At 56.9% G+C, this 24,775-nt stretch carries 22 protein-coding genes; 14 read left to right on the forward strand and 8 right to left on the reverse strand.

Features of this window, described 5'->3' with window-relative positions; translation table 11 throughout:
- The first annotated feature begins 21 nt into the window (after positions 1-21).
- The 14 genes from tli1a (M987_RS15675) to M987_RS15735 all read left to right on the forward strand — a co-directional run bounded on the left by tli1a (M987_RS15675) (position 22) and on the right by M987_RS15735 (position 15,986).
- Entirely contained in the window at positions 22-555 is a 534-nt protein-coding gene (gene tli1a, locus M987_RS15675) for a Tli1a family immunity protein (RefSeq protein ID WP_064555883.1), read from the forward strand.
- Positions 543-692: a hypothetical protein gene (locus M987_RS24900; protein WP_014070079.1), complete on the forward strand. Its 150-nt coding sequence runs from the start codon at positions 543-545 to the stop codon at positions 690-692. Before tli1a (M987_RS15675) ends, M987_RS24900 begins: the two co-directional genes overlap by 13 nt.
- Before the next feature lie 96 nt (positions 693-788).
- Positions 789-1,319, forward strand: coding sequence for a Tli1a family immunity protein (gene tli1a / locus M987_RS15680; RefSeq protein WP_014070080.1), 531 nt, complete (start codon positions 789-791; stop codon positions 1,317-1,319).
- Positions 1,307-3,754: a T6SS phospholipase effector Tle1-like catalytic domain-containing protein gene (locus M987_RS15685; RefSeq protein WP_014070081.1), complete on the forward strand. Its 2,448-nt coding sequence runs from the start codon at positions 1,307-1,309 to the stop codon at positions 3,752-3,754. The genes tli1a (M987_RS15680) and M987_RS15685 overlap by 13 nt, the downstream gene beginning before the upstream one ends.
- A gap of 18 nt (positions 3,755-3,772) precedes the next feature.
- Entirely contained in the window at positions 3,773-4,030 is a 258-nt protein-coding gene (locus M987_RS15690) for a PAAR domain-containing protein (RefSeq protein WP_014070082.1), read from the forward strand.
- Positions 4,027-5,166 carry a hypothetical protein gene (locus tag M987_RS15695; protein WP_041162055.1) on the forward strand — a complete coding sequence of 380 codons (1,140 nt, stop codon included), beginning with the start codon at positions 4,027-4,029 and terminating at the stop codon, positions 5,164-5,166. Before M987_RS15690 ends, M987_RS15695 begins: the two co-directional genes overlap by 4 nt.
- A complete protein-coding gene (locus M987_RS15700) occupies positions 5,150-8,587 on the forward strand; it encodes an ImcF-related family protein (protein ID WP_014070084.1) in 3,438 nt (1,145 codons plus the stop codon). The genes M987_RS15695 and M987_RS15700 overlap by 17 nt, the downstream gene beginning before the upstream one ends.
- The gene (gene tssA, locus M987_RS15705; RefSeq protein ID WP_014070085.1) at positions 8,587-10,188 is read left to right on the forward strand and encodes a type VI secretion system protein TssA; all 1,602 of its coding nucleotides are present in this window, start codon (positions 8,587-8,589) and stop codon (positions 10,186-10,188) included. The genes M987_RS15700 and tssA overlap by 1 nt, the downstream gene beginning before the upstream one ends.
- Before the next feature lie 43 nt (positions 10,189-10,231).
- On the forward strand, positions 10,232-11,986 hold the full coding sequence (gene tssF, locus M987_RS15710; protein ID WP_014070086.1) for a type VI secretion system baseplate subunit TssF: 1,755 nt from the start codon (positions 10,232-10,234) through the stop codon (positions 11,984-11,986).
- The gene (tssG, locus tag M987_RS15715) at positions 11,950-13,035 is read left to right on the forward strand and encodes a type VI secretion system baseplate subunit TssG (protein WP_014070087.1); all 1,086 of its coding nucleotides are present in this window, start codon (positions 11,950-11,952) and stop codon (positions 13,033-13,035) included. The genes tssF and tssG overlap by 37 nt, the downstream gene beginning before the upstream one ends.
- Positions 13,013-13,558 carry a type VI secretion system lipoprotein TssJ gene (gene tssJ, locus M987_RS15720; protein WP_014070088.1) on the forward strand — a complete coding sequence of 182 codons (546 nt, stop codon included), beginning with the start codon at positions 13,013-13,015 and terminating at the stop codon, positions 13,556-13,558. The genes tssG and tssJ overlap by 23 nt, the downstream gene beginning before the upstream one ends.
- On the forward strand, positions 13,558-14,013 hold the full coding sequence (tssE, locus tag M987_RS15725; protein WP_014070089.1) for a type VI secretion system baseplate subunit TssE: 456 nt from the start codon (positions 13,558-13,560) through the stop codon (positions 14,011-14,013). Before tssJ ends, tssE begins: the two co-directional genes overlap by 1 nt.
- Before the next feature lie 14 nt (positions 14,014-14,027).
- Positions 14,028-14,498: a hypothetical protein gene (locus M987_RS15730; protein ID WP_014070090.1), complete on the forward strand. Its 471-nt coding sequence runs from the start codon at positions 14,028-14,030 to the stop codon at positions 14,496-14,498.
- A gap of 102 nt (positions 14,499-14,600) precedes the next feature.
- Entirely contained in the window at positions 14,601-15,986 is a 1,386-nt protein-coding gene (locus tag M987_RS15735) for a VasL domain-containing protein (RefSeq protein ID WP_014070091.1), read from the forward strand.
- 104 nt (positions 15,987-16,090) lie between these two features.
- Here M987_RS15735 and fecE read toward each other — a convergent pair whose 3' ends face one another.
- The 8 genes from fecE to M987_RS15775 all read right to left on the reverse strand — a co-directional run bounded on the left by fecE (position 16,091) and on the right by M987_RS15775 (position 24,659).
- Positions 16,091-16,858 carry a Fe(3+) dicitrate ABC transporter ATP-binding protein FecE gene (gene fecE / locus M987_RS15740; protein WP_014070092.1) on the reverse strand — a complete coding sequence of 256 codons (768 nt, stop codon included), beginning with the start codon at positions 16,856-16,858 and terminating at the stop codon, positions 16,091-16,093.
- Positions 16,859-17,815: a Fe(3+) dicitrate ABC transporter permease subunit FecD gene (fecD, locus tag M987_RS15745; RefSeq protein WP_014070093.1), complete on the reverse strand. Its 957-nt coding sequence runs from the start codon at positions 17,813-17,815 to the stop codon at positions 16,859-16,861. It lies immediately after the preceding gene.
- Positions 17,812-18,810 carry an iron-dicitrate ABC transporter permease FecC gene (gene fecC, locus M987_RS15750; protein WP_014070094.1) on the reverse strand — a complete coding sequence of 333 codons (999 nt, stop codon included), beginning with the start codon at positions 18,808-18,810 and terminating at the stop codon, positions 17,812-17,814. The genes fecD and fecC overlap by 4 nt, the downstream gene beginning before the upstream one ends.
- Positions 18,807-19,709 (reverse strand): Fe(3+) dicitrate ABC transporter substrate-binding protein FecB, encoded by a 903-nt coding sequence (locus M987_RS15755; protein ID WP_014070095.1) that lies wholly within the window; start codon positions 19,707-19,709, stop codon positions 18,807-18,809. Before M987_RS15755 ends, fecC begins: the two co-directional genes overlap by 4 nt.
- A gap of 58 nt (positions 19,710-19,767) precedes the next feature.
- Positions 19,768-22,092 carry a TonB-dependent Fe(3+) dicitrate receptor FecA gene (gene fecA / locus M987_RS15760; protein WP_014070096.1) on the reverse strand — a complete coding sequence of 775 codons (2,325 nt, stop codon included), beginning with the start codon at positions 22,090-22,092 and terminating at the stop codon, positions 19,768-19,770.
- Between the two features lie 86 nt (positions 22,093-22,178).
- A complete protein-coding gene (gene fecR / locus M987_RS15765; RefSeq protein ID WP_014070097.1) occupies positions 22,179-23,132 on the reverse strand; it encodes a ferric citrate uptake sigma factor regulator FecR in 954 nt (317 codons plus the stop codon).
- Positions 23,129-23,650 (reverse strand): ferric citrate uptake sigma factor FecI, encoded by a 522-nt coding sequence (gene fecI, locus M987_RS15770; RefSeq protein WP_014070098.1) that lies wholly within the window; start codon positions 23,648-23,650, stop codon positions 23,129-23,131. Before fecI ends, fecR begins: the two co-directional genes overlap by 4 nt.
- A gap of 142 nt (positions 23,651-23,792) precedes the next feature.
- A complete protein-coding gene (locus M987_RS15775) occupies positions 23,793-24,659 on the reverse strand; it encodes a LysR family transcriptional regulator (RefSeq protein ID WP_014070099.1) in 867 nt (288 codons plus the stop codon).
- Positions 24,660-24,775 lie beyond the last annotated feature (116 nt).

Consider the following 24,775-nt stretch of genomic DNA (forward strand, 5'->3'; position numbering starts at 1 on the left):
AGTTCATAAAAGGAATGCAAAATGAAAATACGACATTACCTCGTGGTTCTGGGTGCCCTGCTGCTGGCGGGCTGTAGCCAGCCGACGGCGAACGCTGAAACCCGAAGTGGCGGTGGTGGGGTTATTGTCGCCATCAACCACACCAAATGGGCAATCAATCATTTCAGCGTCGACGGTCAGTCGGGGATTGATATTATCGGGCCGTATCAGGGCGGTGGTGGTGGCTGCTGCTACGGTGTGCCGGCGAAATGGCGACCGGGTATGACGGTCAAAATCGACTGGGAAACGGGAGTCGGAGATATGGATGGTTTCCCAGGTTTTGGTGACGATGCCAAGTATCTGGCCTGGGAAAAAAAAATGAAGGCCCAGAATAAGCAGCACAGCGCGGTGGTACCGGTGCCGGACTATACGGGGCAAAAAACCTGCGGGATCACGGTGCACTTTATGCCATGTGATGAGGTGAAGGTGACCACCAGCTGTGTGAGCCCCGGCCGGCCGGGTTATCCAATCAATGAACCGCTGCAGATGCCGGAGCCAAAAGTATGTCCGAAATAATCACCGATCTGGCGTGGTTCCCGCCAGCGTTTCCGGCTCAGGGGCGTTTACCCACTCAGGCTGCGCTGGCTGGCGCAAACTGCGCACAGCAGGACAGCCACGAGCTGGCCTACCGGCAGGCGCTAATCACCGTTTGACGTTTTTTCCTTCCAGTAATGCTTAGCCATGCCATCCCGGAAAGTCATGGCTAAGCAAGGCGGACGTAACCTGTTAATTCATGAAAGGAATGCAAAATGAAAATACGACATTACCTCGTGGCACTGGGGGCCCTGCTGCTGGCGGGCTGTAGCCAGCCGACGGCGAACGCGGAAAGCCGGGGTGGTGGGGGAACCATAGAGGCAATCAACCACACCAAATGGGCAATCAACCATTTCAGCGTCGACGGTCAGTCGGGGATTGATGCTATTGGTCCCTGGCAGGGCGGCGGCGGCGGCTGCTGCTATGGCGTGCCGGCGAAATGGCGGCCCGGAATGACGGTGAGGGTGGACTGGGAAAGTGGCGAAGCATCAACAAAAGGGTTTCCAGGATTCGCTGATTCAAAAAAATACAGAGAATGGCGAGATAAAATTAAGGCTCAGAATAAGCAGCACAGCGCGGTGGTACCGGTGCCGGACTATACAGGGCAGGAAATCTGCGGGATCACGGTGCATTTTCTGCCCTGTGATGAGGTGAAAGTGACGACCAGTTGTGCCAACTATGGCCATCCTGAACACCCGATTAAAGAGCCTCTCAAGATGCCGGAGCCAAAAGTATGTCCGAAATAATCACCGATCTGGCATGGTTCCCGCCGGCATTTCCGGCTCAGGGGCGTTTACCCACCCAGGCTGCGCTGGCTGGCGCAAACTGCGCGCAGCAGGACAGCCACGAGCTTGCCTACAGGCAGGAGCTGTGCCTGGCCGCCGGGCGACGCGTGGAGCCTCCCTGCTGTAAAACTTTGCATATCAGCCTGTTTTTTGACGGTACCGGTAATAACCTCAATCACGACTTATATATTGCCGACCCGAAGCACCCCACCAATATTGCCCGTCTGTTTCGCGCCACCATCGGGCAGGGAGCAGCCGGGGGAGTCACTAAAGGTGAAGGATTGCTGGATGCGGATGGTAGCGGTGAAGATAAGTACTACAAATATTATATTCCCGGAGTCGGGACGCCTTTTCCCGAGGTGAACGATCTGGATTTCAGCATGATGGGGCTGGCGGCAGCAACCCACGGGGAGGACAGAATCAACTGGGGCCTGCTGCGGATTATCGATGCCCTGAAGCGGACGACAACTAAGAAGAGTCTGTCGAACAGTGCGAGCTGGACGGCGGTGGACAAAATGGCGACCTCTATGGCGTCTTTTGGGCTGACCGGCAGCGCTAACCGTTTTGAAACCTTCCAGAGCCTGCTAAAGGATATGGCACCAGACCTGCAAAAGGCCCTGGTACCTGTCGATCCCGGAAAGTCGAAGCTGTTGGGGATTAAACTGTACGTGTACGGCTTTTCGCGCGGGGCAGCGGCGGCGCGGGCCTTTGTCCGCTGGCTCAGCGAACTGTTACCAAAGCCTGAAGAGGGAAAGGACAAGCCCGAGCAGTGTCTGGCGGTAGGGGGGCTGAAAATTCCGCTCAGCGTGGAGTTTCTTGGCCTGCTGGATACGGTGGCCTCGGTGGGGGTAGCGCATATCGCCCCGGTGGCTGAAGGGCATATGGGCTGGGCGGACGGGACCCAGGAGCTGCCGGCAGAGAAGATCTACGGCGGGTTGATTAAAAAGTGCGTCCATCTGGTCTCTTCCCACGAGCAACGGCTGTGCTTCCCGCTGGATTCGATCCGCCGTCCGGATGGTAAGTATCCGGCGAACAGCGAGGAGGTAGTTTATCCAGGTATGCACTCGGACCTTGGGGGAGGGTACCCGCCAGGGGATCAGGGAAAGGCAAATGGGTCTGATGATGGTCTTTTATTATCTCAGATAGTCCTTAATGATTTATTCAGTGCTGCTTTTTCCAAAGGTGCTCCATTCAAGGTACCTGAAGAATGCTTACCTTCAGATTTAAAAAAAGATAATTGGAGAAGAATGTCTCCAGATCTTTTAGATGAATTTTTTACAGACTCAATACTCATAAATCGTTTTAATGCCTGGCGCGAAATAACCCTCGGTCAGACAGCTCTAGATAAACCCATCCCCCCCGAACAAGCCGCAAAATACGATCCGCCGCGAGCGCCGGTAAGCCTGGAGAAAGCCCTTGAAAATCAACTGGGCTGGATCACCGCGTGGCGTATCAACCGCTATGCCGGGGGAACCTACAAGACCCAGCGCTTCTATGTCGATTCGGCGGCAAACGGGCTGGATAAAGACAGCGATCCACTGGTCAGAAAGCAGTCTGAGGAAGACAGGAAAGAAGCACAGAAAAAGGTTGATGATACTCGGCGGGACATGAAAGCCGCGCATACTGCGGAAGAGGGATTCCTGATGCTCCCGCCGGGCCCGAAGGATTTCGACGCCGCGCTGGGGCAAACCCAGCTGCGCCAGGCCGCCGAGGAGTTCAGGGAAGATTACAGCGGCCTCTCCCGGTCGGGTACCGGTAACTGGCTGTTTACTGCTGTTGATTCAATGAGTAACGCCATCTTCCTGCTGAATAACGACAATGAGTACGGCGAGTGGCTGAAAATAAAAACCGCCGGAGACGATCGCAAAGAAGTGCTTTTCCCGGCGGCCGGCGAAGCGAGTAACGCCACGCAGCCTTCCGGGCTGGTGCGGGCGCTGTTTGACGATCAGGTCCATGACTCCCGTGCGTGGTTTATGCACAACGCCTTCGGCTCCCGCGAACCCTGGGGCAGCTATTTCCTCTACCGGATGATCTATTTCGGCAACTGCAGCAGTAAGCCAATGACGCCGTTGATGATTGCCGGGGCGGTGGTGGGGGTCGCGACCCTTGCCGCAGGCGCGGCCGTTATCATCAAACAGAAAAGCGCGAAGGGCAAACTCGCGGGGCTTGCCGGTACCGTGGGGGCCGTTTATTTCGAAACACAGGCCATCGATCTGCTTTCCGGCAAACCGCTGCCGATGCTGCCTGATGCCGCACAGCTGCAGGCGCCAACGATGGAGCCAGGCACGGTGGTTGCACAGCAAACGCAGGTCATCAGCGAGCAGAGGCTGGCGCTGGCAAAATCGATAATTGAGTCCAACTGGGCGGAAAATCTTAAGGCGACCGTAACGGCCTGATTCAGGGAGGGATGAAGGATGAAAGCAGTGATACGCGAGGGCGATACCCTGCGGGAGTACGGCGGGAAAGTGCTGGGCGGGCATTATCTTTGCTTCGGGAAAGGGATTGCCTGCAAAGGCGATGCGGTGAAGTGCAATAAACATGGCATGACGGTCATCAGCGAAGGCAGTTCGTTATCGGAAGTGGACGGACAGCCAGTGGCGCTGCACGGCCACCGTTGTGCCTGTGGCTGCACGCTGGTGAGTTCCTTTCCCGATTGCGGCATTGAGCTGTGAGGCCGTTACCGGAGTATCCACCCTACCGGGTTGCGCGTCCTCCTGATGGCAAACGATGGCTGTCAGCGGGTGCGCTGATGGTGTTGTTGTGTGGGGGCGGCGGCGCGCTGCTTCATCCTGCCGGGAGCGGTGCCGGGCTGGTGATAAAAGGAATGGCTGGCGCGGTAGTTCTGATGGGCGTGCTCTGGTTACTACGCCTGCTGTATTACCGGGCTTCGGCCCATAACGCCCGGTATTATGAACAACTGGTTGAACAGCGGCAGCAGGCCTGGTGGCAGCAGCATCAACACCGCTTCGCGCTTAGTGAAATGGTACTGCTGGGACCGGCCGGAACCGATACGCCACACTGGCTGCGGCTGCTAAAGCGGGAGCATCGGGTTCCTGAGATAAAAAATGAGTCGAGCGGGAAAGCGCTGCGTATCGGTCGAACGCTGGTCGATACGGTGGCTGAACGCGAGGCTTTGCTGGCAAAAATGCTGGTGCTGCAATGGCAGACGCAACGCGCAGATGCCTCTCTCCCACACTTATGGCGCTGCTACTGGCAGGGTTCTCTGGATGCCTGGCGTGCATTCTGTACCCAAATGCAGGTTTCATTTCCGGGCGTAGCACTTCCTGAAAAACCGGAGACATGGCAAGGCGAAGAGACGCTGTCTGCACTTGCCGCAACGGCGCAAACGTTGCCTGAAACAGAGGCCATTCTGGTCGCCGGGTGTCATTCGATAGCGGCCTCGTTTGATTCTGCGCAGCCTGCCGGTGAGTCTGCTGCACTGTGTCTGGTCGCGCGGAAAGGGCTGGTCAGCCTCACCCGGGGAGAGGTTTACGATATCGCCGGGAAAGAGGTTTTAACCGCAGTCTGCGAGCGAGCGGAACAGCAAAGCGAACTCGAAAAGCCGCCTGACGCCTGTCTGTTGTTTTCACAGCCAGCGCTGCCCGCCCTGGCGCAAAGTGGCTGGAATGTGACCCATCACGTTCAGGACCTCAACTGGGGGAACCCCGGCGATATGGAAATGCTCATCGTGCTGGTTCTGGCGGCCCTTTACGCAAAAAATTATCAAGAACCCTGCGGCTGGATAGCCAAAGATCCTCTACACACTCTCGCACTTGGAATTATTAAACCTTATGGTGAAGGAAAATAAACCCGCTGAATTTTCTGTGCTTGCCACGGCGGTGTTGTTTGTTGCTACTGTCACGCTGCTTGTGCTGGCAGGTGGGTTGCTGTGGTGGTATTGGGGGGAGGATCTCTCCACAGAATGGGACGTGATACGTCGAATCATGACGGCCTGTTTTGTTGTCTGGGGAGTGTCGCTCTGCTTACTGGTGCTGGGGTTTATCGCTTTTCATTTAATGATTCGGGATAAAGTGATTGGGGAGGCTTCTTCCAGACCGGTCAAAAAGAAAAGGACGCACCCGCTGCCGCTCAAGGCGGACATCAGCAGCCATCTCCGTCGCCGCTATAACCTCTTCTGGCGACGTAAAGTCCGTCTGCTGTTAGTTACAGGCGATGAGAACGCCATCGCTCAGTTGGTGCCCAACCTACAAGCCCGTCAGTGGCTGGAAGGAAACCGCACGGTCTTGATTTATGGCGGCAGCCTGACCGCTGAACCCGACGAAAAAAAATATACCGCCCTGCGCAAGCTGCGACGTGGTCGTCCTCTGGACGGCATCGTGCGCGTAATAGGCGAGGGACAGAGTATTACGCCGCAGATGAGTGATAGCGATCTGCGCGGCCTGGAAAAAATCAGCGAGCTGCTGCGCTATTCCGTCCCGGTTTATTTGTGGCAGCTGTGCGACAGCGACTGGCCGCAGGCAAAACGTACTGAACAGACGGTGGGGGCTACTTTCCCGCTGCGTGCTAAGCCTGACGATATTACTCGCCAGCTTGAAATTATGCTGCCGACCCTGCGGATGCAGGGGGTGAGTCAGGTCGCAGAGAACAACAGCCACGACTTCCTGCTGCGTCTGAGTCAGCACCTGAAAGACGGCGGCATCGCCCGCTGGGCTCAGCAACTTCTGCCATGGCTTTCTGTTTCCCAACAGCGCGTTCCGCTGCGCGGCCTGATGTTCAGTTTGCCGGAGAATAAACCTGCTGATACGTCAGGGGGAACAGCCAGCGCTGAGAAATATGTTCCGGAATCTCAGCGCCATTCCCTGACTCTGCCGGTGGCCTGGCAGGGGGTGGTTGACGACTGCACCCGCGTACGTGGTCATCGTGTCGGTATGGCCTGGGAACAGATGCTGGCTTGGGGGCTAATGGGGGCGATCGGCATCTGGGGCGCGGGCATGCTGCTTTCCTTTATCCTGAACTACAGCCAGATTTCCTTTGTGGCAAGTAAAGCGCATGATTTAGTGGATCATGCTTCGGTCTCCGATTACCAGCTGACGGCGCTGCACGATCTGCGAAACGACGCCGGTCGCTTGCAAAACCATATTCAGAAGGGCACCCCCTGGTATCAACGTTTTGGGCTTGATCATAATAAGCAACTGCTCGACGCGATGCTGCCGTGGTACGGCGTGGCAAACAATCGCCTGATCCGCGATCCGGCTAATGCTGCACTGACTCAAAAACTCCATGCGCTGGCTAATTCAGAACCAAACAGCGATCGGCGTGCTCAGCTTGCGAAGCCCGGCTATGGACAGCTGAAGGCCTGGTTGATGATGGCCCGCCCGGATAAAGTCGACGGCGCGTTTTACGCTCAAACCCTGAAAACCGTACAGCCGACGCGCATGGCCATCTCAACTGGCCTGTGGCAGAGCCTGTCGCCGGATTTATGGGCGTTCTATATCTCAGAATTACCAAAACAGCCGCAGTGGAAAATTACGCCTGACGCGCAACTGGTCAGCCAGAGTCGTCAGGTGCTGTTGCAGCAGATAGGCCGCCGAAACGCGGAAAGCACGCTGTATGAAAACATGCTTAAATCGGTGCGCCGTAACTTTGCCGATGTATCACTAGAGGACATGACCAGCGGTACTGACGCCCGCCGCCTGTTCACCACTGATGAAGTGGTTCCGGGGATGTTCACCCGTCAGGCCTGGGAAGGCGGCATTCAGCAGGCTATCGAAAAGGCTGCAAACTCCCGCCGCGATGAAATTGACTGGGTGCTGAGCGATAGCCGCAAAGCCATTTCTGCCGATCTCTCGCCGGACGCATTGAAAGCCCGCCTCACCCAGCGCTATTTCATCGATTTTGCCGGAAGCTGGCTGAACGTCCTCAACAGCCTGCAGTGGAACCCGGTGCAGAATATTGCGGACGTGACCGACCAGCTGACGCTGATGAGCGACGTGCGCCAGTCGCCGATGATTGCCCTGATGAACACCCTGGCGTGGCAGGGGCAGACCGGGCAGCAGACGGAAGGGCTGTCTGATTCGCTCATCAAGTCGGCAAAAGATCTTATCGGCAACAAAGACAAGCCCGCTATCGATCAAACCGCCGCCGGGCCGCAGGGGCCGTTGGATGACACCTTCGGTCCGTTGCTGACGTTGATGGGTAAAAACAAAGCCAGCAGCGTTATGTCTGCGGATAGCTCGCTGAGTCTGCAAACCTACCTGACCCGCATCACCCGCGTGCGTTTACGCCTGCAGCAGGTGGCAAGTGCTTCTGATCCACAGGAGATGATGCAGACCCTCGCCCAGACCGTGTTTCAGGGCAAGAGCGTCGATCTGACCGATACTCAGCAGTACGGCAGCCTGGTGGCGGCAAGCCTCGGTGAAGAGTGGAGCGGATTTGGCCGCACGATGTTCGTACAGCCGCTGACCCAGGCCTGGGAAACGGTTTTACAGCCCTCTGCGGCCAGCCTCAATGACCGCTGGAGTCGCTCGGTGGTGGCGAACTGGCGTACGGCCTTTGACGGCCGATTCCCGTTCGCGGCAGGCAAAAGCGATGCCTCTTTACCCATGTTGGCAGAGTTTATTCGTAAGGACAGCGGGCGCATCGACAGGTTCCTGACCACGGAGTTAAACGGCGTGTTGCACAAAGAGGGCAGCCAGTGGGTGCCGGATAGCGCCCACAGCCAGGGGCTGACGTTCAACCCAGCCTTCCTGCGGGCGGTTAACCAACTGAGTCAGCTGTCCGACATCCTCTTCACCGACGGCAGCCAGGGGATTAGCTTCGAGCTACAAGCCCGCCCGGCAGCGCAGGTGGTGGAAACCCAACTGACGATTGACGGACAGCAGCTACATTATTTCAACCAGATGGCTGACTGGCAGTCCTTCCGCTGGCCGGGGGATACCTACAAGCCGGGCACCATGCTTACCTGGACTTCAACCAGTGCGGGCGCGCGCCTGTTCGGCGATTACAGCGGCACCTGGGGCTTTATTCGCTGGCTGGATCAGGGCAAGCGACAGCAGCTTGACCGCAGCCAGTGGATGATGAGCTTCACTGCCCCGGATGGTCGTACCCTGCAGTGGGTACTGCGTTCGCAGCTTGGAAACGGTCCGCTCGCGCTGCTGGATCTGCGCGGTTTTACGCTGCCGGATCAAATTTTCAGTGTCGACAGCGCGGCCACCGCTCAGGCGCTGATGGCTAATACGGAAAACAATGACATGGAGGGAGTCGAGTAATGAGCACACTGCAGAATTTGGTTGCCGCCTGTCAGGCTGACCATGCTCAGCTTCGGGAACAGGCGCAGACGCGCACGGATAACTGGCAGCCCTGGCTTACTCCGGTAAGCGCTGCCAGTCCGACCGGGGAAGACCCGGGATATGACGATGATTTTCAGCGCATCCGCGAAGAGGTCAATAAGCTCTCCGGCATTGATACCGGACTGATCTGTACGCTTGCCGAAAAACTGCTGACAACCACGGCCAAAGACATCCGGATTGCTACCTACTACTGCTGGGCGCGCCTCCACCAGGATGGCGAAGCCGGCTTTGCCGAAGGACTTGAACTGCTGGCGGGATTACTGCAGCGCTACGGCATGCAGCTTCACCCGCAGCGGGACCGCAGCCGCAAGGCTGCGCTGGAATGGCTCGCCGGTACCCGTGTTCTGGACAGTCTGTCACTGTTCCCGGAGGTCGTACGAGAGGGTGCACAGCGTACCACCGGGGCCTTACTGCTCATCAATACCAGTCTGGAGACAGAGCCGGAAGCATCGCGGCCAGAGCTGAATACCCTGTACAGCGGGCTGGAGTCTCGCCTGATGAAGGCCGGTGGTGTGGATGCCGTAGTACCGCAGAACGCAGGTAATAAGGTGCAGTCACAGGCCTCCACGCATACGGCCGAGTCAGATACGCCGGTTCTGAGCCGCATTACCTCCGGTCAGGATTTGCTGGCCCAGGCCCGTATTCTGACGGGATTTCTGCGTGAGCAGCCCGATGGCTGGCTTGCTGCACACCGGCTGATGAAAAGCCTGCGTCATGACACGCTGAGAGTGATCCCTGCACCGGATGCCGAAGGGAAAACGCGTATCGAACCACCGCGGGCTGACCAGCGGGCCATGCTCAAACGGTTGTATCTGCAGCAGAGCTGGCTGGAGATACTGGAGCAAGCGGACAGCACTTTCTCGCGTGGCGCTAATCACCTCTGGCTGGATTTGCAGTGGTATATCCACCAGGCGCTGGTGAAACTGGGGCAAGATGTGCTGGCCGACATCATCATCGCCGACCTGAAAGGGCTGCTGCGACGCCTCACCGGGCTTGAAACGCTGGCCTTTAATGACGGAACGCCGTTTGCCGATGAGATCACGCTCAACTGGATAAATCAGAGCGTGCTGGACGATATGCCCTGTTGGCGGGATGAACCAGTTAGTGCTATCAGCACGGGTGACAACGATATTCTGGCGCTTGAACCTGAAGCGCTGGAGAAAGCAGACAGCGAAGGTCTGGATGCCACACTCCACTGGCTGCAGACGCGTCCGGGCACCGACTCCACAAAAGAAAAATGGCTGCTGCGTTTGCTGATGGCCCGCGTGGCCGAGCAGAAGGGTAAAAATGAACTGGCGCTGCATTTGCTGGGTGAGCTCGATAGTGCCGCGCAGTCAATCACCCTCACGCAGTGGACACCGGCGCTGTTATTTGAAGTGAAATCCCGTCGCCTTAGACTACTGCGTATGAAAGCAACACGCAGCGAAACCGATAAATCACGCCTTCAGCCGGAGATGGACCAGCTTCTGGCCGGTCTGATTGCGCTCGACCCGGCAAGCAGTGCGGTGCTGTGCGGGTAAAAACGCCTGGCCTACTTTTAAAATTCATATATTCAGGTTTTTTATGGATGACTTAACCCTGCGTTATTACGACGCCGAAATGCGATACCTGCTGGAAGCTGGCGAAGAGTTCGCCCGCGCTCACCCCGAGCAGGCGGCAATGCTCAATCTCGATAAAGCGGGGGCGCGCGACCCGTACGTAGAGCGCCTGTTCGAAGGCTTTGCTTTCCTGATGGGCCGCCTGCGGGAGAAGCTTGACGACGACCTCCCGGAACTGACCGAAGGGCTGGTGAGCTTACTGTGGCCGCATTACCTGCGCACCATTCCGTCGATGTCGGTGGTGGAATTCACCCCTGACTGGCGCGAAATGAAAGAGCAGATGCGTATCGTCAAAGGCTTTGAGGTAAACTCGCGTCCGATAGGGGAGAAGGGCACGCGTTGCCGCTACACCACTACCAAAGAGATCACCCTTCAGCCGCTGTCGCTGGAACACGCTCGCCTGTCGACCGACTCTGACGGGCGTTCGGTTATCAGCCTGCGGTTTAACTGCAGCCACCTTGCCGACTGGAGCCGTGTCGATCTCAGTCAAATCCCGTTCTACTTCAATGCCGACGCGCCGCTGGCCTGCGCCATGCATGAAGCCTTTACCATGAACACTGCGCGCCTCTGGCTGCGTATGCCGGGTGACACGGACAGAAAGCCGCTCGACGGATATTTCACTGCGCTGGGTTTTGGCGATGACGATGACCTGTGGCCGAAGGGAAGCAGCAGCTTTAGCGGCTATCAGCTGCTGCTGGAGTATTTCACCTTCCGCGAGAAGTTCATGTTTACGGGCCTGCGTGGTCTGGAGAGCGTGGCCTTCCCGGCTGAGCTCCCCTGGTTTGAAATCGACGTGGTACTGGCGGATCGCTGGGAGCATGACTTCAGCTTTACCGAAAAGCATCTGCGCCTGAACTGCGTACCGGTGATTAACCTGTTCCCGCTGGAGTCTGACCCGCTGACGCTCAACTCCCTGCAAACCGAATACATGTTGCGCCCGATGCGGGTGCAGGATGGCCATACCGAGATATATGCGGTCGATTCGGTAATGTCATCAAGCCAGCATACCTACGTGCCGTTCTCGAGCTTCCGCCACAAGGGTGGAATGATGCGCCATGAGGCCCCGGAATATTACTACCACACCCGCGTGCGACGGGGTCCATCCGGGCTGCATAACACCTGGCTTATCCTTGGTGGAGAAGCGTTTGATAGCCACACGGTACCGGAAAATGAAAGCCTGTCGCTGATGCTCACCGGCACTAACGGCCAGCTGCCACGTCGCGCGCTACAAAGCACAGTGCTGGATACGGTGATGAAAACGACCTCAGCCAGTATTGCCGTGCGCAACCTTTGTGCGCCGACATTACCCTGTTACCCGCCGGATCAGGATCGCTTCCACTGGCGCGTGCTGAGCCACCTTGGCAGCAGTTTTCTGTCGATGATGGACAACGCTGACGTGCTTCGAGGCACCCTGGCGCTGTATGAGTGGACTGATAGCGAGATGAACCGCCGCCGTCTGGAAGCGATTATCGACGTAAAGCACAGCGAAACCGAGCGCTTTGAGCAGGGCTACCTGGTGCGCGGCGTGCAGATTGAGGTGACGCTCGATAGTCACGGCTTTGCCGGACGTGGGGATATCTGCCTGTTTGGTGAAATGCTGAGTCGCTTCTTTGCGCTATACACCGATATCTATCTGTTTAACCGCCTGATTATCATCCTGCAACCGACCGGAGAACGCCTGGAATGGGAAGAGAAGCACAATCGCCGTATTCCCGGCTGACCCCGCGGCTGGAAGCTGATCTTAACCGTATAAATTTTTACCGTTTCTGCCAACTGCTGGAGAAACTGAATCCGGACCGGCCGCTGATGGGCTCAACTAGCCATCCTGGTGACGACCCGGTGCGCTTTGCGCCGCACCCCGGGATGGGCTTTCCAGCGAGCGAGCTGAAAGCGGTGGAATATGACGAAGAGGATGACGGCAAGCCGCCGGTAGTACGCACCACCTTTATGGGGATGTACGGTGTGGATTCGCCGCTGCCGACCGCCTATCTCGACGACATCTCCCAGCGCCGGGAAGGGCACGAGGCGTTGCAGAGTTTCCTCGATATCTTCAGCCACCGCATCCTGACGCAGTTTTACCGCATCTGGCGTAAATACTCTTATCCGGCTACGTTTGAACCCGGCGGCACCGATAGCATTTCACAGTCGCTGCTTGGCCTGGTGGGGCTGGGTATTCCCGGTACGGCAAACCACATTGCCACCCCGGTGTCGCGCTTTCTGTCGCTGCTGGGTGTGCTACAGCAGCCCGGGAAAACCCAGGAGGGGATGCAGGCCCTGGTGAGTCTGCTGGCCCCAGAGACCACCGTCAGGGTCAGTCCTTACTGTCTGCGTCCGGTGGAGGTCAGTCGACCCCTGGGTTTTTACGGTGACGATGAATTCCTCCTGGACGGCAATACGCCACTGGGTGACGAAGCAATGGATGCCAACAGCCAGTTGCTGATTGCCCTGTTCACCGATAACGAGCAAGAATCACAGGGCTGGAAACCGGATAGCCTGCTTTATCAGGACTTTCTGGTGATGCTACGGGTCTACCTCGGTTGGCGATTCAAGGCCAAAATCACCCTGACCGCCCGAACCCGCCTGCTGGCCGCTCCGCCGCTTGGCGACGGCCCTTTCTGGCTCGGCATGAATGGTGTGCTGGGCGCAGAAGACGAAGACCTCCCCGAGGATATTCCACAGACCTTTACCACCGAATTGGGTTACTACGCCGGGCTGGAGCCTGCGACACCACAACAAGGAAACCGACGTGTTACGTACAAGTTTAACTAAAACAGCGCGCTGGCTGTTACCCCTGCTGGCATTCAGCCTGGTGGGGTGCGGGGTGACGCAGGGCATCACCGATGGCACTAAATCGGCATTTAACGCCGTGTTCTACAAAAAGATTAAGGTGCTGCACCTGGACTTCACGGCGCGTGAAGCGCTAAACACCGATTCCCGCGAGAATCATTCACTGTCCGAGCCGGTAATGATTCGAATCTACCAGCTGAAAGACCGCAAAACCTTCGACAAAACGGTCTACCCGCAGTTGCTGAAAGATGGGGAGACCATTCTGAAAGCTGACCTGCTGGCGAGCCGTGATGTGGTGGTGAAGCCGGGTGGTGATGCGAACCTGAATATGCCGATGGAGGCCGATACACAGTTTGTGGCAGTGGTGGGGCTGTTCCGTCACCCGGATATGGTCAACAACACCTGGAAGCTGGTGATAGGGCGCGAAGACCTTGACCCGGATACGCCGCGCATTCTGGAAGCCGGTAACAATCATCTGACGCTGCAACCGCTCAAGGACGACTGATGCCCCAGAGACATAACACTCCTTCCCTGTATGAAATGCTGACCGGCAACTTCACCGGCGGCCTTGCTCTCCATCAGGTCAGCGAACAGAACCAGGTGATTCTGTCCGTGCTCGATAACATGCAACGTATCCTCAACTGCCGCGCCGGTACGCTGGCGCATCTGCCGGACTTCGGGCTACCGGATATGACCAAAATCCTTCAGGGTATGCCAGGTACCGCCCATGAGTTAATGGGCACGTTGTCGGCTGTTCTGCTCAGATATGAGCCGCGACTGAAAAAAATAGCCGTTGTCCTGCTGGAGCAGAGTGTCCCGGGCGAGCTGCGTTATGCCATTGATGCTGAGCTTAAGGGGATTGGCCTCGTGCGTTACGGCACCGAGTTTATGCCCGAAGGACGTGTCCTGTTGAGGCATCTCAGGCAACAGCAGTATCTAGACACGACTACCCGTCTGTGAGGTCAGATAACATCATGTCAGTAAAATCACAGTTCCTCAAAAAACTGCAAGCCAGACAACCTGCTCCGGCTTCATCTGTCAGCAAGACTCAGGCTGATATTGCAGAGTTTCGCCTGCGAATGACGCAACTTCAGGAGCAGATGGACGCGTGGCTGGAGGGCTCCGGACTGAACGTGGAGATGTTAACCGTCTCTGTTACAGATCTGCTGGTGGGGTGCGGGGCTTTTGAGATTGCCGGTATTGTTCTGCGTGTTGATGGCCGGTTTGTAAAATTTACGCCAGTTTTTTTGTACGGACAAAGCGTGACCGGGGGCGTGGAGACGACCTTCCATGATGGAGGGCATGTGACGTCACTGGGGCGTTTATTCATGCGGTCAGGTACCGTGAGTGCCTGGACCTTTGCTCCGTCCGGTGCGTTATCCCGCCCTGGACAGGGTTTTGATGAAAGCACATTTTTCAGTTTGATCCTGAGGCTTCTGCCATAGCTGCGGGTATTGCAGTACCCATCCCCTCTGAATATGCAGAAAGCGACGCTGCATAAACGTCAACGTTCAACAATTCCTGATATACCTAATGGACAACGGGTCATGAATGACATTATTCCACGTAAAATAAAAACCGGTGGCGATCCGCGCACGCTGCCGGATTATGACGCCCTGCGTGATGAACTGAGTAAGCTGGCCCATCCGGCGCGTCCGGATGTGAACTGGCAGTCTGTCGAAAAACGCTGTCTTTCACTGTTTGAGCAGAACGGGGTGGAGCTACAGACAGCGGCCTGGTATACGCTGGCGCGGACGCAGCTGGCCGGCTTAGTCGGGCTCAATGAAGGGCTGGCGATACTCGAGGCTCTGATTAGCCATCAGTGGGGCGTACTTTGGCCGCAGCCCGTCCATGCCCGCATGGAAATCCTCAGCAGTCTGAGTCAGCGCCTGCAGCAACGGATGCGCTCGCTTCCGCTCAATTACAACGACCTTAGCCAGTTGTACCGGGCAGAACAGTTACTTACGGGGCTGGGAGAGGTGCTGCAGCGCCTGGAGCTTAAGCATCTCAGTCAGCTCGATACGTTGCGTACTTTGATGCACAACAGTGCTGTCAGATTGGAAAACCTCGATGACGTAACCCGCTCCGGGGCGACCATTCAGTCGGGTAACGTGTTGCCTGCTACCGAAATACATGGTGTCGGGATCTCGTCAGGCGCCCGCGCCAGTAGTACGCCTGACGATACGCCAGGCAACGCCATGAAGTGGGTGTACGTTGCGCAGCAGGAACAGCAAACGAACGTGGACGTGCTGACGGCACTGCCCGCGCCGGTAAAAAAGTGGAAATCCTTTGTTGCCGGCATGGGTACCATGCTGGTGATCGGCCCCCTTGCCGTGTGGGGCTGGCTGTTTCTTCACCGGCCTGATCCGTTAGAAACTCAGCTTGCCGCATCTCTGACACCGTTACCTGCGACACTCACCCCTGAACAGCTGGATGTGTTGCGTCAGCAGTCGCCATTATCACAAACCGTAATTACACAAACCCAGCAGCAGCTTGCCCGACTGGAGAAATTGCCGCCTGACTGGAATATTACTTACAGCCGAAAACTAACAGAACAGGCACTGATGCTGTGGCCGGAACAGGCTAAGCCCCTGGTTCAACAGTGGCAGCAACAACTTCATGCTTCCGCACTACCCACAGAACAACTCAATGGCTGGTATCAGGGGATGACAACGTTACAAAAACTGAGTGACCGCCTGAACGGACTTGATGAGCAGAAGGGCAAATACATGACGGTCAGCGAACTGAAGTCCGTTGTATTTTCCATCCGACAGTCTTTTAACCAGTCCATTCCGGCGGAAGAGCAACTGCGTGTATTGTCAGGAAACCCCGCTGGAGACCCTTTATCTGCCGCAGCGCAGTCTCAACTGGAGATGCATCTGAAACAACTGGCAGCCCGCTATGCTGAAATAAAACAGAAGGCATCAGAGTGAAAATTATCAGTGATTTAGTCTGATATCGTCATCATCGTGCCAGACAGACCATGGGGGACTGAACCTGTCTGGCATGTTAATGGCTGAATTACGGCCTGCACCATCTACCTCACAACACACATCGGCCTGCCAGATACTGGCTCGGGGTGTATCTCCGTTTCTACGCTGAATACGGTTCTCAGCAATCCAGGGTTCATCACCTCTTCTGGCGTGCCTTGCGCCATAACCTGTCCGTTCGCCATGACTACCAGATGATCGCAGTACCGGCTGGCCTGATTAAGGTCGTGCAGCACTGCGACCACCGTTTTCCCCCGATCCCGGAGTTCGCCCATCAACCGCATCAGTTCCACCTGGTGATTGATATCGAGATAGGTGGTTGGCTCATCGAGGAGTGCGACGGAGGTATTCTGGGCCAGGACCATCGCCAGAAAGGCGCGCTGGCGCTGACCGCCGGAAAGTTCGGTTAACCGACGTTCGGCAAGATGATGGATCCGGGTCTGGCTCATGGCGGCATTGACCCGCGCATTGTCTTCAGCGGAAAGGCGCCCCCAGAGTGACAACCACGGGTTGCGACCGTACGAAACCAGCTCCCGGACGGTGATCCCCTCTGGCGTTAAATGGTGCTGTGGCAGCAGAGCCAGCCTGCGAGCCAGCTGGCGCGATGAGAGTGCGTTGATCGGATTATTGTCGAGAAATACGCTGCCGGACTGTGGCGTTAACAGCCGCGAAAAACAGTTTAACAGCGTCGATTTCCCACAACCATTTGGGCCGAGCAGGGCGGTAATCTTCCCCGCTGGCAGTACGAGCGAAATGCCGTCAAGCACTGTGTTCGTACCGTACTTGACCGTCAGATTTTCAGTTCGTAATGTCATTTATCGCATTCTCACAAGCAGCCAGACAAACCACGGCGCACCGATAATGGCGGTCAGCACGCCAGCCGGAAGCTCCAGCGGGGGATGAATAATTCGCGCCAGCAGATCGGCAACCACCAACAGCAACGCACCTGCCAGCGCCGAAACGGGCAGCAGCCAGCGGTGACGTCCACCGGTGATACTTCGCACCATATGCGGCACCACAAGACCAATAAAGCTAATTGGGCCGCAGACGGCTACGCCAGTCGATGTCATGGCGACAGCCAGTAGCAAACCTCGGAACCGGGTACGCGAAACTGCCACACCGAGCGTGGTGGCGCGTGCATCGCCCAGTGCCAGAAGGTCGAGATCGCGGCAAAAAACCAGGCTCAGCGGCAGAAACAACATCAGCAGCGGGACGGCAATCTTCACAAAGCTCCAGTCACGGCCCCATAAGCTGCCGGTCAGCCACAGCAGGGCGCTGTTCACATCCTGCGGGCGCGAGAGCATCAGCCAGTCCGTCAGGCTGGCCCAGCAGGCAGACAGCGCGACACCCGTGAGTGCCAGCTTCATCGGCTGGCTGGTGTTCGCCAGCATTCGCAGCAGGATCAGGCCCGCCATGCCACCGGCAAAGGCCAGCAGCGGCAGGACAATCACCGGCAGTGACGGTAAGAGAAGCAGTGCGCCCACAGAGGCAAGGCTGGCGGCATGGTTTACGCCGAGAATATCCGGCGACGCCAGAGGGTTACGCACTATCCCCTGTACCAGAACGCCTGCAACCGCGAGGGCTGCACCGACAAACAGCGCCAGCAGCAGTCGCGGCAGGCGGTAAGCCGTTAACACGTAATGATACTCACGTCCGGCCTGCCAGTCGGTCAGCAGGGCGCGCCAGGGAACGGAGATCACCCCCATTTGCAGCGACAGCAGCGAAAATCCTGCCAGTGCGAGGGCGATGAAAATGACTAGCGTAATTTTCATCCACGCCTCCTGACCAGCCAGACAAAGCAGGGCGCACCAATCAGAGCCACCACGGCCCCCGCGGGTAATTCGCCAGGGAAGGCCAGCGCGCGGGCCAGAACATCCGCCACCAGCATCAGCGTGGCGCCCATCAATATGCTCATCGGCAGGACCTTGCGCTGGTCGAATCCTACCCAGAAGCGAGCCAGATGCGGCATCAGCAGGCCGATAAACGCCACCGGGCCAGCCACGCTGACGCAGGTACCGACCAGAAGCAGCACCAGAATGTTGATGATCAAACGCAGCTTCGGCAGATTCACCCCCAGCGTGCGGGCGGTGCTGTCGCTGACGTTAAGCAGGTTCAGTTGATTGGCCAGCAGCAACACCACCGGTACAGCAACCGCCACCACCGGGAAAAGCTGCCAGAACTCCTGCCAGCGTGCGTGAGATACGCCCCCTGCGAGCCAGTAAAAAATGCCGTAGGCGTGATCTTCCGTCAGCAGCAGGGTGATGCGGGTCAGAGCCATGCAAAAAGCCGAGAAAGCGATACCCGCGAGGATCAGTTTGTTTCTGTCCTGGGCATGGCGAAATCCGCCGCCTGCGGTCATCACCAGCAGCCAGCTTATGCCGCCGCCACAGGCGGCGATAAAGGAGATGGAATAACCCGAAACGGGCACAGGGCTGATGGCGCTGGTGAGCGCCATAGCCAGCGCCGCGCCGCTGTTAATGCCGAGCAGCGAAGGGGAGGCCATTGAATTATGCGTCAGGGTTTGCAGCAACGTGCCCGCGAGAGCCAGGCTTGCGCCGATCAGAATGGCGACCAGGCTTCGCGGCAGACGTAGGTTTTGCACCAGCGCTTGTGGAAGCGTCGGCGCATGACCCGGCAGCAGGGCGCGAATAGCCTCAACACCAGAAACAGGAATGGCCGAGTAGCAAAACAGACTCAGCCAGAAAATTGCGATAAGCGCGGCAAGGGGCAGCCCCCATTGCAACGCCGGATGTCTGAGAACTGTCATTTCACATCGGATAAAGGCTGTTGATGAAAGATTTTTACCGTGTCGCTGGCAATACGTTCGGCCGCAAAAATGCCGCGCATCCGCGCCCAGGCGTTACTGTCGACCGACGCCGTCTGCTGTTTTTGCACAGCCGTTAACATCTGCCACAGCGGGTCTTGCTGCCAGCGTTTCACGATGCTCTCTTCGCGATAATGTGCGACCAGCAGCCATGCAGGATTGAGCGCCAGCAGCTGTTCCAGGCCGATGGACGGCATAGACGCACCCGCCATCGCCGCAGGTACCTTCAGCCCCAGAGAGGTCAGGACGCCACCGGTCCAGGTCCCCTGCGTGTGCAGGTTGAACTGCTGCTCCCGGGACGTACCAAACAACACCAGCGTGCCTTGTGGCAACTGGCTGGCCCACGCTGACATCTGTTGTTTGTGTTGCGCCAGGCGTGACTGCATCTGTGCCTTTTTGCCCACAATCTCGCCAATGATGGCCGCAGACTGAAGATTTTCAGCGTAGGTTTCATTGCGAGATTTCAGCAGCAGAACCGGTGCTATTTGCTGTAAGGCGCTGAAAATACCCGCATGACGGCTGCTGTCGGCAATGATCAGATCCGGTTTCAGCGCGCTGATGGCTTCTAAACTCGGCTGCGCACGCGTGCCGACAGACTGCCAGGGTTTCAGATGTGCGCGAACTTCGGGAAGAATGCGCGTGGCATCGTTATCGTCGGCAATACCGACAGGACTGACATCGACAGCAGCCAGCGCGTCCGCGAATGACAGCTCCAGTACCACTATCCGCTGTGGCGTTTTATCAAGCGTAAAGGTGCCATGTTCGTCCTGAACCGTGGCGGCAAAAGCGTGGCTGGTGACCAGCAGCAGAGCGGCGAAAAGTGTGCGGATAAATGTGAACATCGGTGCTCCTGAAAGCCGGGTGGCGTTGCGCTTACCCGGCCTACGAAATCGGTGTGAATTAGAACTTCAACGACCCCTGCATATACAGCGTGCGCGGCTGGCCTGCGTAGATGCCTTTGTTGTTGTCGTCGTAAGAGCGGGTGAAGTACGCCTGGTCGAAGATGTTTTTCACGCCGAACGCAAGGTTCAGGTCTGCCATCTGCGGACCAAAGTCATAGGCGACGCGTGCGCCCCAGAGCATGAAGCCCGGGATGCGGCCGGTGCTGCCGTCGGCACTCTCTTTAACGGTGTTGGCGTTATCCGCAAACTGGCTGGACTGGAAATCGCTGTTCAGGTTGAACGTCCAGCTGCCCGGTTTATAGTCCACGCCCAATGTGCCTTTGTGTTTCGGCGAGAACGGCACCTGGTTGCCGTAGGTGTCGCCTTTCTCGCGGATCTCGGCGTTCACATACGCATAGCTTGCGTAGACCGAAACATTGTCCAGCGTGGGTGTCAGCGTGCCGAGGTCATAGCGGGCCTGGGTTTCCAGCCCGGTATGGCGCGTTTTACCCCGTGCGGTAACGGTGTCGTTGGTCTGGTTGGAGTCGTACTGATTATTAAAGTTAATCAGGAACAGCCCCATTTCTGCCGTCAGCGCGCCATCGTCGTATCGGGTTCCGAGTTCCCAGGTTCGCGCTTTTTCCGGTTCCACATTGCCGCTTTGCACAGCCTTGCCAATTTGGCTGTACTGTACGGTGCCGAACGAGCCTTCGGTATTTGCATAAAGATTCCAGCTGTCAGTAAGGTGATAGAGCACGTTGAGCGCCGGAAGTGGGGCGTTATAGCTCACTTCCTCATGCGTGCCTTTGATGGCATTGTTCTGGTATGACTCGATATGTTCAAAGCGCATACCCGGTGTGATCGTCCAGTTGCCTACGTCGATTTTGTCATCCAGATACCAGGCGTGCGCTTCGGTACCGGAACGGGTGTCGCGATCGTAAGGGCTGGAGTTGGACGGCAACTGCCCGCTGCTGGTGGCGGTGTAATAACGCATTTCATGCGTCGACTCGCTCACATAGCGATACCCCACGCCGACTTCGTGCGCGGAAGAGCCAAGCATAAAGCTCTGGCTGTAGCGCGGTTCAATGCCGCGTACCCAGTAGTTACGCGGTGAAAGGGTGATGCGTTTGCCCTGTTCCAGGTAGCCGCTGCGCAGGGTTTCGGTGTAGAAGCCCTGAATATTGAATTTATGCTGAGTGTCCGGCTGGAACTGATAGCCGAGGCTTGCCAGCTTGCGACGCCCCCAGAAGCGATCGTAAGGGCGCGTGGACTGCCAGCGGTCGGCGTTGTAATCCGCGCGAGACAGGCCTCCGGGCATGTCGGCTTCACCGTCGTAGTATTGCAGCAGGCTGTTGAAGGTATGCACTTCGTTCGGCGCATATTTGCTTTTCAGCATCAGGTCGTCGATGCGCGTCGCGCTGTGCTCGCGCCAGTCGCTGCCGCGGGTGCCGGAGTAAAGCAGGGCGGTACCAAAACCGTTATCCGCCGTGCCGCCCACCATCAGATTGTGCGTCTCTTTTGGGTTATTTTGTGAGGACGTTGGGCTGAGCTGGCCTTCCACGCCGGCTTCGATACCGAAGTCTTGTGGAATGGCGCGGGTGACAAAGTTCACCACGCCGCCCACGCTCTGAGGTCCGTAACGCACCGCACCACCGCCACGTACCACGTCGATGGCGTCCATATTTCCGAGCGAGACGGGCGCCAGTGAAAGCTGCGGCTGGCCGTAAGGGGCAAACGGCACGGGAATACCGTCCATCAGCACGGTTGAACGGCTGGCGAGGCGCGGGTTCAGGCCACGAATACCAAAGTTCATCGCCAGATCGTGACTGCCGGTGCCGTTATTTTCCGGGGCAGTGACGCCAGGGATGCGGTTTAGCACATCGCGCATGGTCGTCGCGCCGGTTTTGGCGAAATCCTCACGGCGGATAACGTCACGCGCGCCAGCGTGTTCGAATACATCGTTCTCGCGCGCTTCTCCTAACCAGTCTCCCACCACGGTCAGGACATCTTCTTTCGGTGTGGGGGCGTGCTCCAGCGTCCAGCTGTTATTCCCCAGCGGTTTCACCTGCAGGCCGCTACCGTTCAGCAGATGTTGCAGGCCGGTTTCGATGTCGTAGTCACCGTGAAGACCGTCACTCTGTTTGCCGCGCGTCAGGCTGGCGTCAACCGACAGAGTAATTCCGCTTTGCGCGGCATACTGGTTAAGGGCTTTGTCGAGCGAACCCGGTGCGATATCAACCTGTGCTGCGAAGGCGGATAAAGACAGCCCGGCCAGCGGCAGCAGGCTCAGGCGAATGGCGTTAACCAAAGGTGTTGTTTTTCGAAAAACGCGTAAAGGCGTCATACCTTCTCCATCATCATTTTTGTTGTGTTCATCTATGAGTCGAACGAGAAGGGGAAAAGGGACAATGGAAATGAGAATTATTTTTCTTACAATGCTGAGATATTTACCCAGTATCGCGTAACCGACTGAATTTTAACTGGAAGAGTCTGAGCGATAACATTCAGGATGGCATCAGTATTGTTCAGCGGGAAGGTCCCGCTCAGGCGCAGCCCGGCCACCGCCGGATCACAGCGCAGCACGCCGTTGCGATAGCGGCTGAGCGCGGCGATCACTTCACCGAGCGGTTTATCACTAAAGCTCAGAACACCCTGCGTCCAGGTGGTGCTTTCATCATCTGTTGGGGTTATCGCACCAAATTCCGACGCGCTAAACTCCAGACTCTCGCCAGCGTTTACAATACGTTTTTCCTGCGGATGGCTTGCCAGTAAGACTTCAACAGCGTGTCGTTGAACGGCAACGCGAGTGATGTTGTCCTGCTGGTAGACGGTAAATTCTGTGCCTAACGCGGTGAGTTGGCCCTGGCGGGTCATCACGCGGAAAGGTCGCGACTGAGTGTCTTTTGCGGTGGTAATGGCAATTTCGCCGTACCAGAGGTGGACAGCGCGCTGATGCGCATCAAAACGAACGTCAGCTGCGCTTTGGGTGTTAAGCGTCAGCCGCGAGCCATCTTCCAGCCGCTGATGACTGACTGCGCCTTTGGCCGTGCGGTAGTCTGCACGCAGACCTTCACCGGTTTCAGATTGCCAGATCTGCCAGCCGCCGCCCACGCCGAGCAGCAACAGCAACCCTTTCATCACGTGACGACGGGTAAGGCGTGTATCGTGCAGCGCCCGGCTGGCGACATCGGCCGGTACGTGGCTGAGCTGGCTGCGCAGATTTTCAACCTGTTGCCAGGCCCACTGATGATCCTTGTCCTCTTCATACCATTGTTGCCAGCGCGCCTCCTGCTGTGGACTGACGCGCTCGCCGCTCAATACGGCATACCAGTGTGAGGCCGAGCGCAATGCCTGGCGGCGAGAATCGGTGATAGACGCGTTCACAGGCCGTGCTCCAGACGAAACAGCAGACAATGTTCGATAGCCTTCGCCACATACTTTTTCACCGAGCTGACGGAAACACCCAGTTGCAGCGCGATCTCGCTGTATTTCAGACCATCCAGTTGCGAAAGCAGAAACGCTTCGCGTGTTTTTCCGCTTAGCCCGTCAAGCATGGTGTCGATGAGTTGCAGGGTTTCGAGCTGGCTTTCGCGTTCTTCGGGAGAAGGTGCCATCTCCTCCGGCATAAGCGCCAGCATCTCCAGATACGTTTTTTCCAGCGCGTTTCGGCGGAATAAATCGACCATCACGCGTTTGGCGATAGTGCACAGGAATGAGCGAGGATCGCGGATTGTCGAGAGCGTGTCGCTGCCCATTACCCGCAGAAAAGTGTCCTGGGCAATGTCATCTGCATCAAAAGCAGACCGGAGCTTGTGCATCAGCCAGCTTTTCAGCCAGCCGTGATGTGAGCCATAAAGCGACTCGAGCGTTAATGAGGCAGTGGTAGTGGCGCGGTCAGACATGCGAAGTGTATCAAAAGTTAATTATCACGCGGCCATATTAATATGAGAATAGTTATCATTACAATTGGAAATTTCGCCTTGTTGGTCTCTATCCACTGTGAGCAAGGTGCAGACGTTGATACATCTAAAAATCGTCTCACCGTTACACCTTTCTGACCCGTAACGTTCGCAGTAGCAAATCATACAAACTATCCACAGCAGAAGACCCCTGAGAAGCACGGCTTCTGAACAATGCGACTTCCATCGGTTCAAGGGGGCCCAAAAGATGTTCGCTGCCAAGAACGTGCAGGTGAGGCGGTACGCTGCACTGGGTCAGAACCGCAACAGCCAGGCCACTTTCCACTGCTGTGATCTGCCCTGACAGGCTGGAGCTGTTATACACCACCTTATATCTCCGCCCCTGTAGGGCTAATGCGTTGATAGCACTACGCTTAGCAAGGCTTGTGCTTTCATACACCGCAATGGGTAATGGGTCGCGCCTCCAGACTTCAAACTGTGGAGAACCGACCCACACCATCGGTTCATAAAATAATAACGCTCCCTGACCAGGATGTTCCCTGGAGACCAGCGCCAAATCAAGATCGCCGGCCTCAACGCGAGGAATTAATGACGTTGACTGCTCGCAACTCAGTTCGATCTCGACTGACCCAAAGTTTGGGGCAAATCTCTTCAGAGCAGGTGTCAGGTATTTTGCTGCATAGTCATCCGGGACACCCAGGCGAATACGCCCCGTTAGCTCCTTACCGTGGAATGCCGCCTGCGCTTCAGCATGAAGGTCGAGCATCCTTCGGGCATACCCCAGCAGTTTTTGTCCTTCAGAGGTGAGTTGATGCTGCCGTGGGCCGCGCAGCAAAAGCTGACACCCTAATGCAGATTCCAGCTTTTTAAGCTGCATACTGACCGCAGACTGTGAGCGATGGACCTCAGGTGATGCAGCCGAAAGCGATCCTGCATCCACTACCGCAACAAAACATTTGAGCCAGTCCATCTGGAGATCTTGATAATGCACCGGTGATCCTTGCATTCGATTATCAAATAGTAACATCTATTATTATGCGTTTTTATCGATTCAACAATACTGCCATAGTGGCGCTCATCGCTTTCACCGTTTGAACGATCATGAGG

The organism is Enterobacter soli ATCC BAA-2102, from assembly GCF_001654845.1.
Classification (GTDB): domain Bacteria; phylum Pseudomonadota; class Gammaproteobacteria; order Enterobacterales; family Enterobacteriaceae; genus Enterobacter; species Enterobacter soli.

What these genes read in the sequence shown, in the direction of transcription:
- M987_RS24900 (WP_014070079.1), top strand. Translation starts at nt 543, where the DNA reads ATGTCCGAAATAATCACCGATCTGGCGTGGTTCCCGCCAGCGTTTCCG.
- fecD (WP_014070093.1), bottom strand. Translation starts at nt 17,815, where the DNA reads ATGAAAATTACGCTAGTCATTTTCATCGCCCTCGCACTGGCAGGATTT.
- fecA (WP_014070096.1), bottom strand. Translation starts at nt 22,092, where the DNA reads ATGACGCCTTTACGCGTTTTTCGAAAAACAACACCTTTGGTTAACGCC.
- tli1a (WP_064555883.1), top strand. Translation starts at nt 22, where the DNA reads ATGAAAATACGACATTACCTCGTGGTTCTGGGTGCCCTGCTGCTGGCG.
- M987_RS15755 (WP_014070095.1), bottom strand. Translation starts at nt 19,709, where the DNA reads ATGTTCACATTTATCCGCACACTTTTCGCCGCTCTGCTGCTGGTCACC.
- M987_RS15690 (WP_014070082.1), top strand. Translation starts at nt 3,773, where the DNA reads ATGAAAGCAGTGATACGCGAGGGCGATACCCTGCGGGAGTACGGCGGG.
- M987_RS15685 (WP_014070081.1), top strand. Translation starts at nt 1,307, where the DNA reads ATGTCCGAAATAATCACCGATCTGGCATGGTTCCCGCCGGCATTTCCG.
- M987_RS15730 (WP_014070090.1), top strand. Translation starts at nt 14,028, where the DNA reads ATGTCAGTAAAATCACAGTTCCTCAAAAAACTGCAAGCCAGACAACCT.
- tssE (WP_014070089.1), top strand. Translation starts at nt 13,558, where the DNA reads ATGCCCCAGAGACATAACACTCCTTCCCTGTATGAAATGCTGACCGGC.
- tli1a (WP_014070080.1), top strand. Translation starts at nt 789, where the DNA reads ATGAAAATACGACATTACCTCGTGGCACTGGGGGCCCTGCTGCTGGCG.
- fecI (WP_014070098.1), bottom strand. Translation starts at nt 23,650, where the DNA reads ATGTCTGACCGCGCCACTACCACTGCCTCATTAACGCTCGAGTCGCTT.
- M987_RS15735 (WP_014070091.1), top strand. Translation starts at nt 14,601, where the DNA reads ATGAATGACATTATTCCACGTAAAATAAAAACCGGTGGCGATCCGCGC.
- fecC (WP_014070094.1), bottom strand. Translation starts at nt 18,810, where the DNA reads ATGACAGTTCTCAGACATCCGGCGTTGCAATGGGGGCTGCCCCTTGCC.
- fecE (WP_014070092.1), bottom strand. Translation starts at nt 16,858, where the DNA reads ATGACATTACGAACTGAAAATCTGACGGTCAAGTACGGTACGAACACA.
- tssG (WP_014070087.1), top strand. Translation starts at nt 11,950, where the DNA reads ATGGGAAGAGAAGCACAATCGCCGTATTCCCGGCTGACCCCGCGGCTG.
- M987_RS15700 (WP_014070084.1), top strand. Translation starts at nt 5,150, where the DNA reads ATGGTGAAGGAAAATAAACCCGCTGAATTTTCTGTGCTTGCCACGGCG.
- tssF (WP_014070086.1), top strand. Translation starts at nt 10,232, where the DNA reads ATGGATGACTTAACCCTGCGTTATTACGACGCCGAAATGCGATACCTG.
- tssA (WP_014070085.1), top strand. Translation starts at nt 8,587, where the DNA reads ATGAGCACACTGCAGAATTTGGTTGCCGCCTGTCAGGCTGACCATGCT.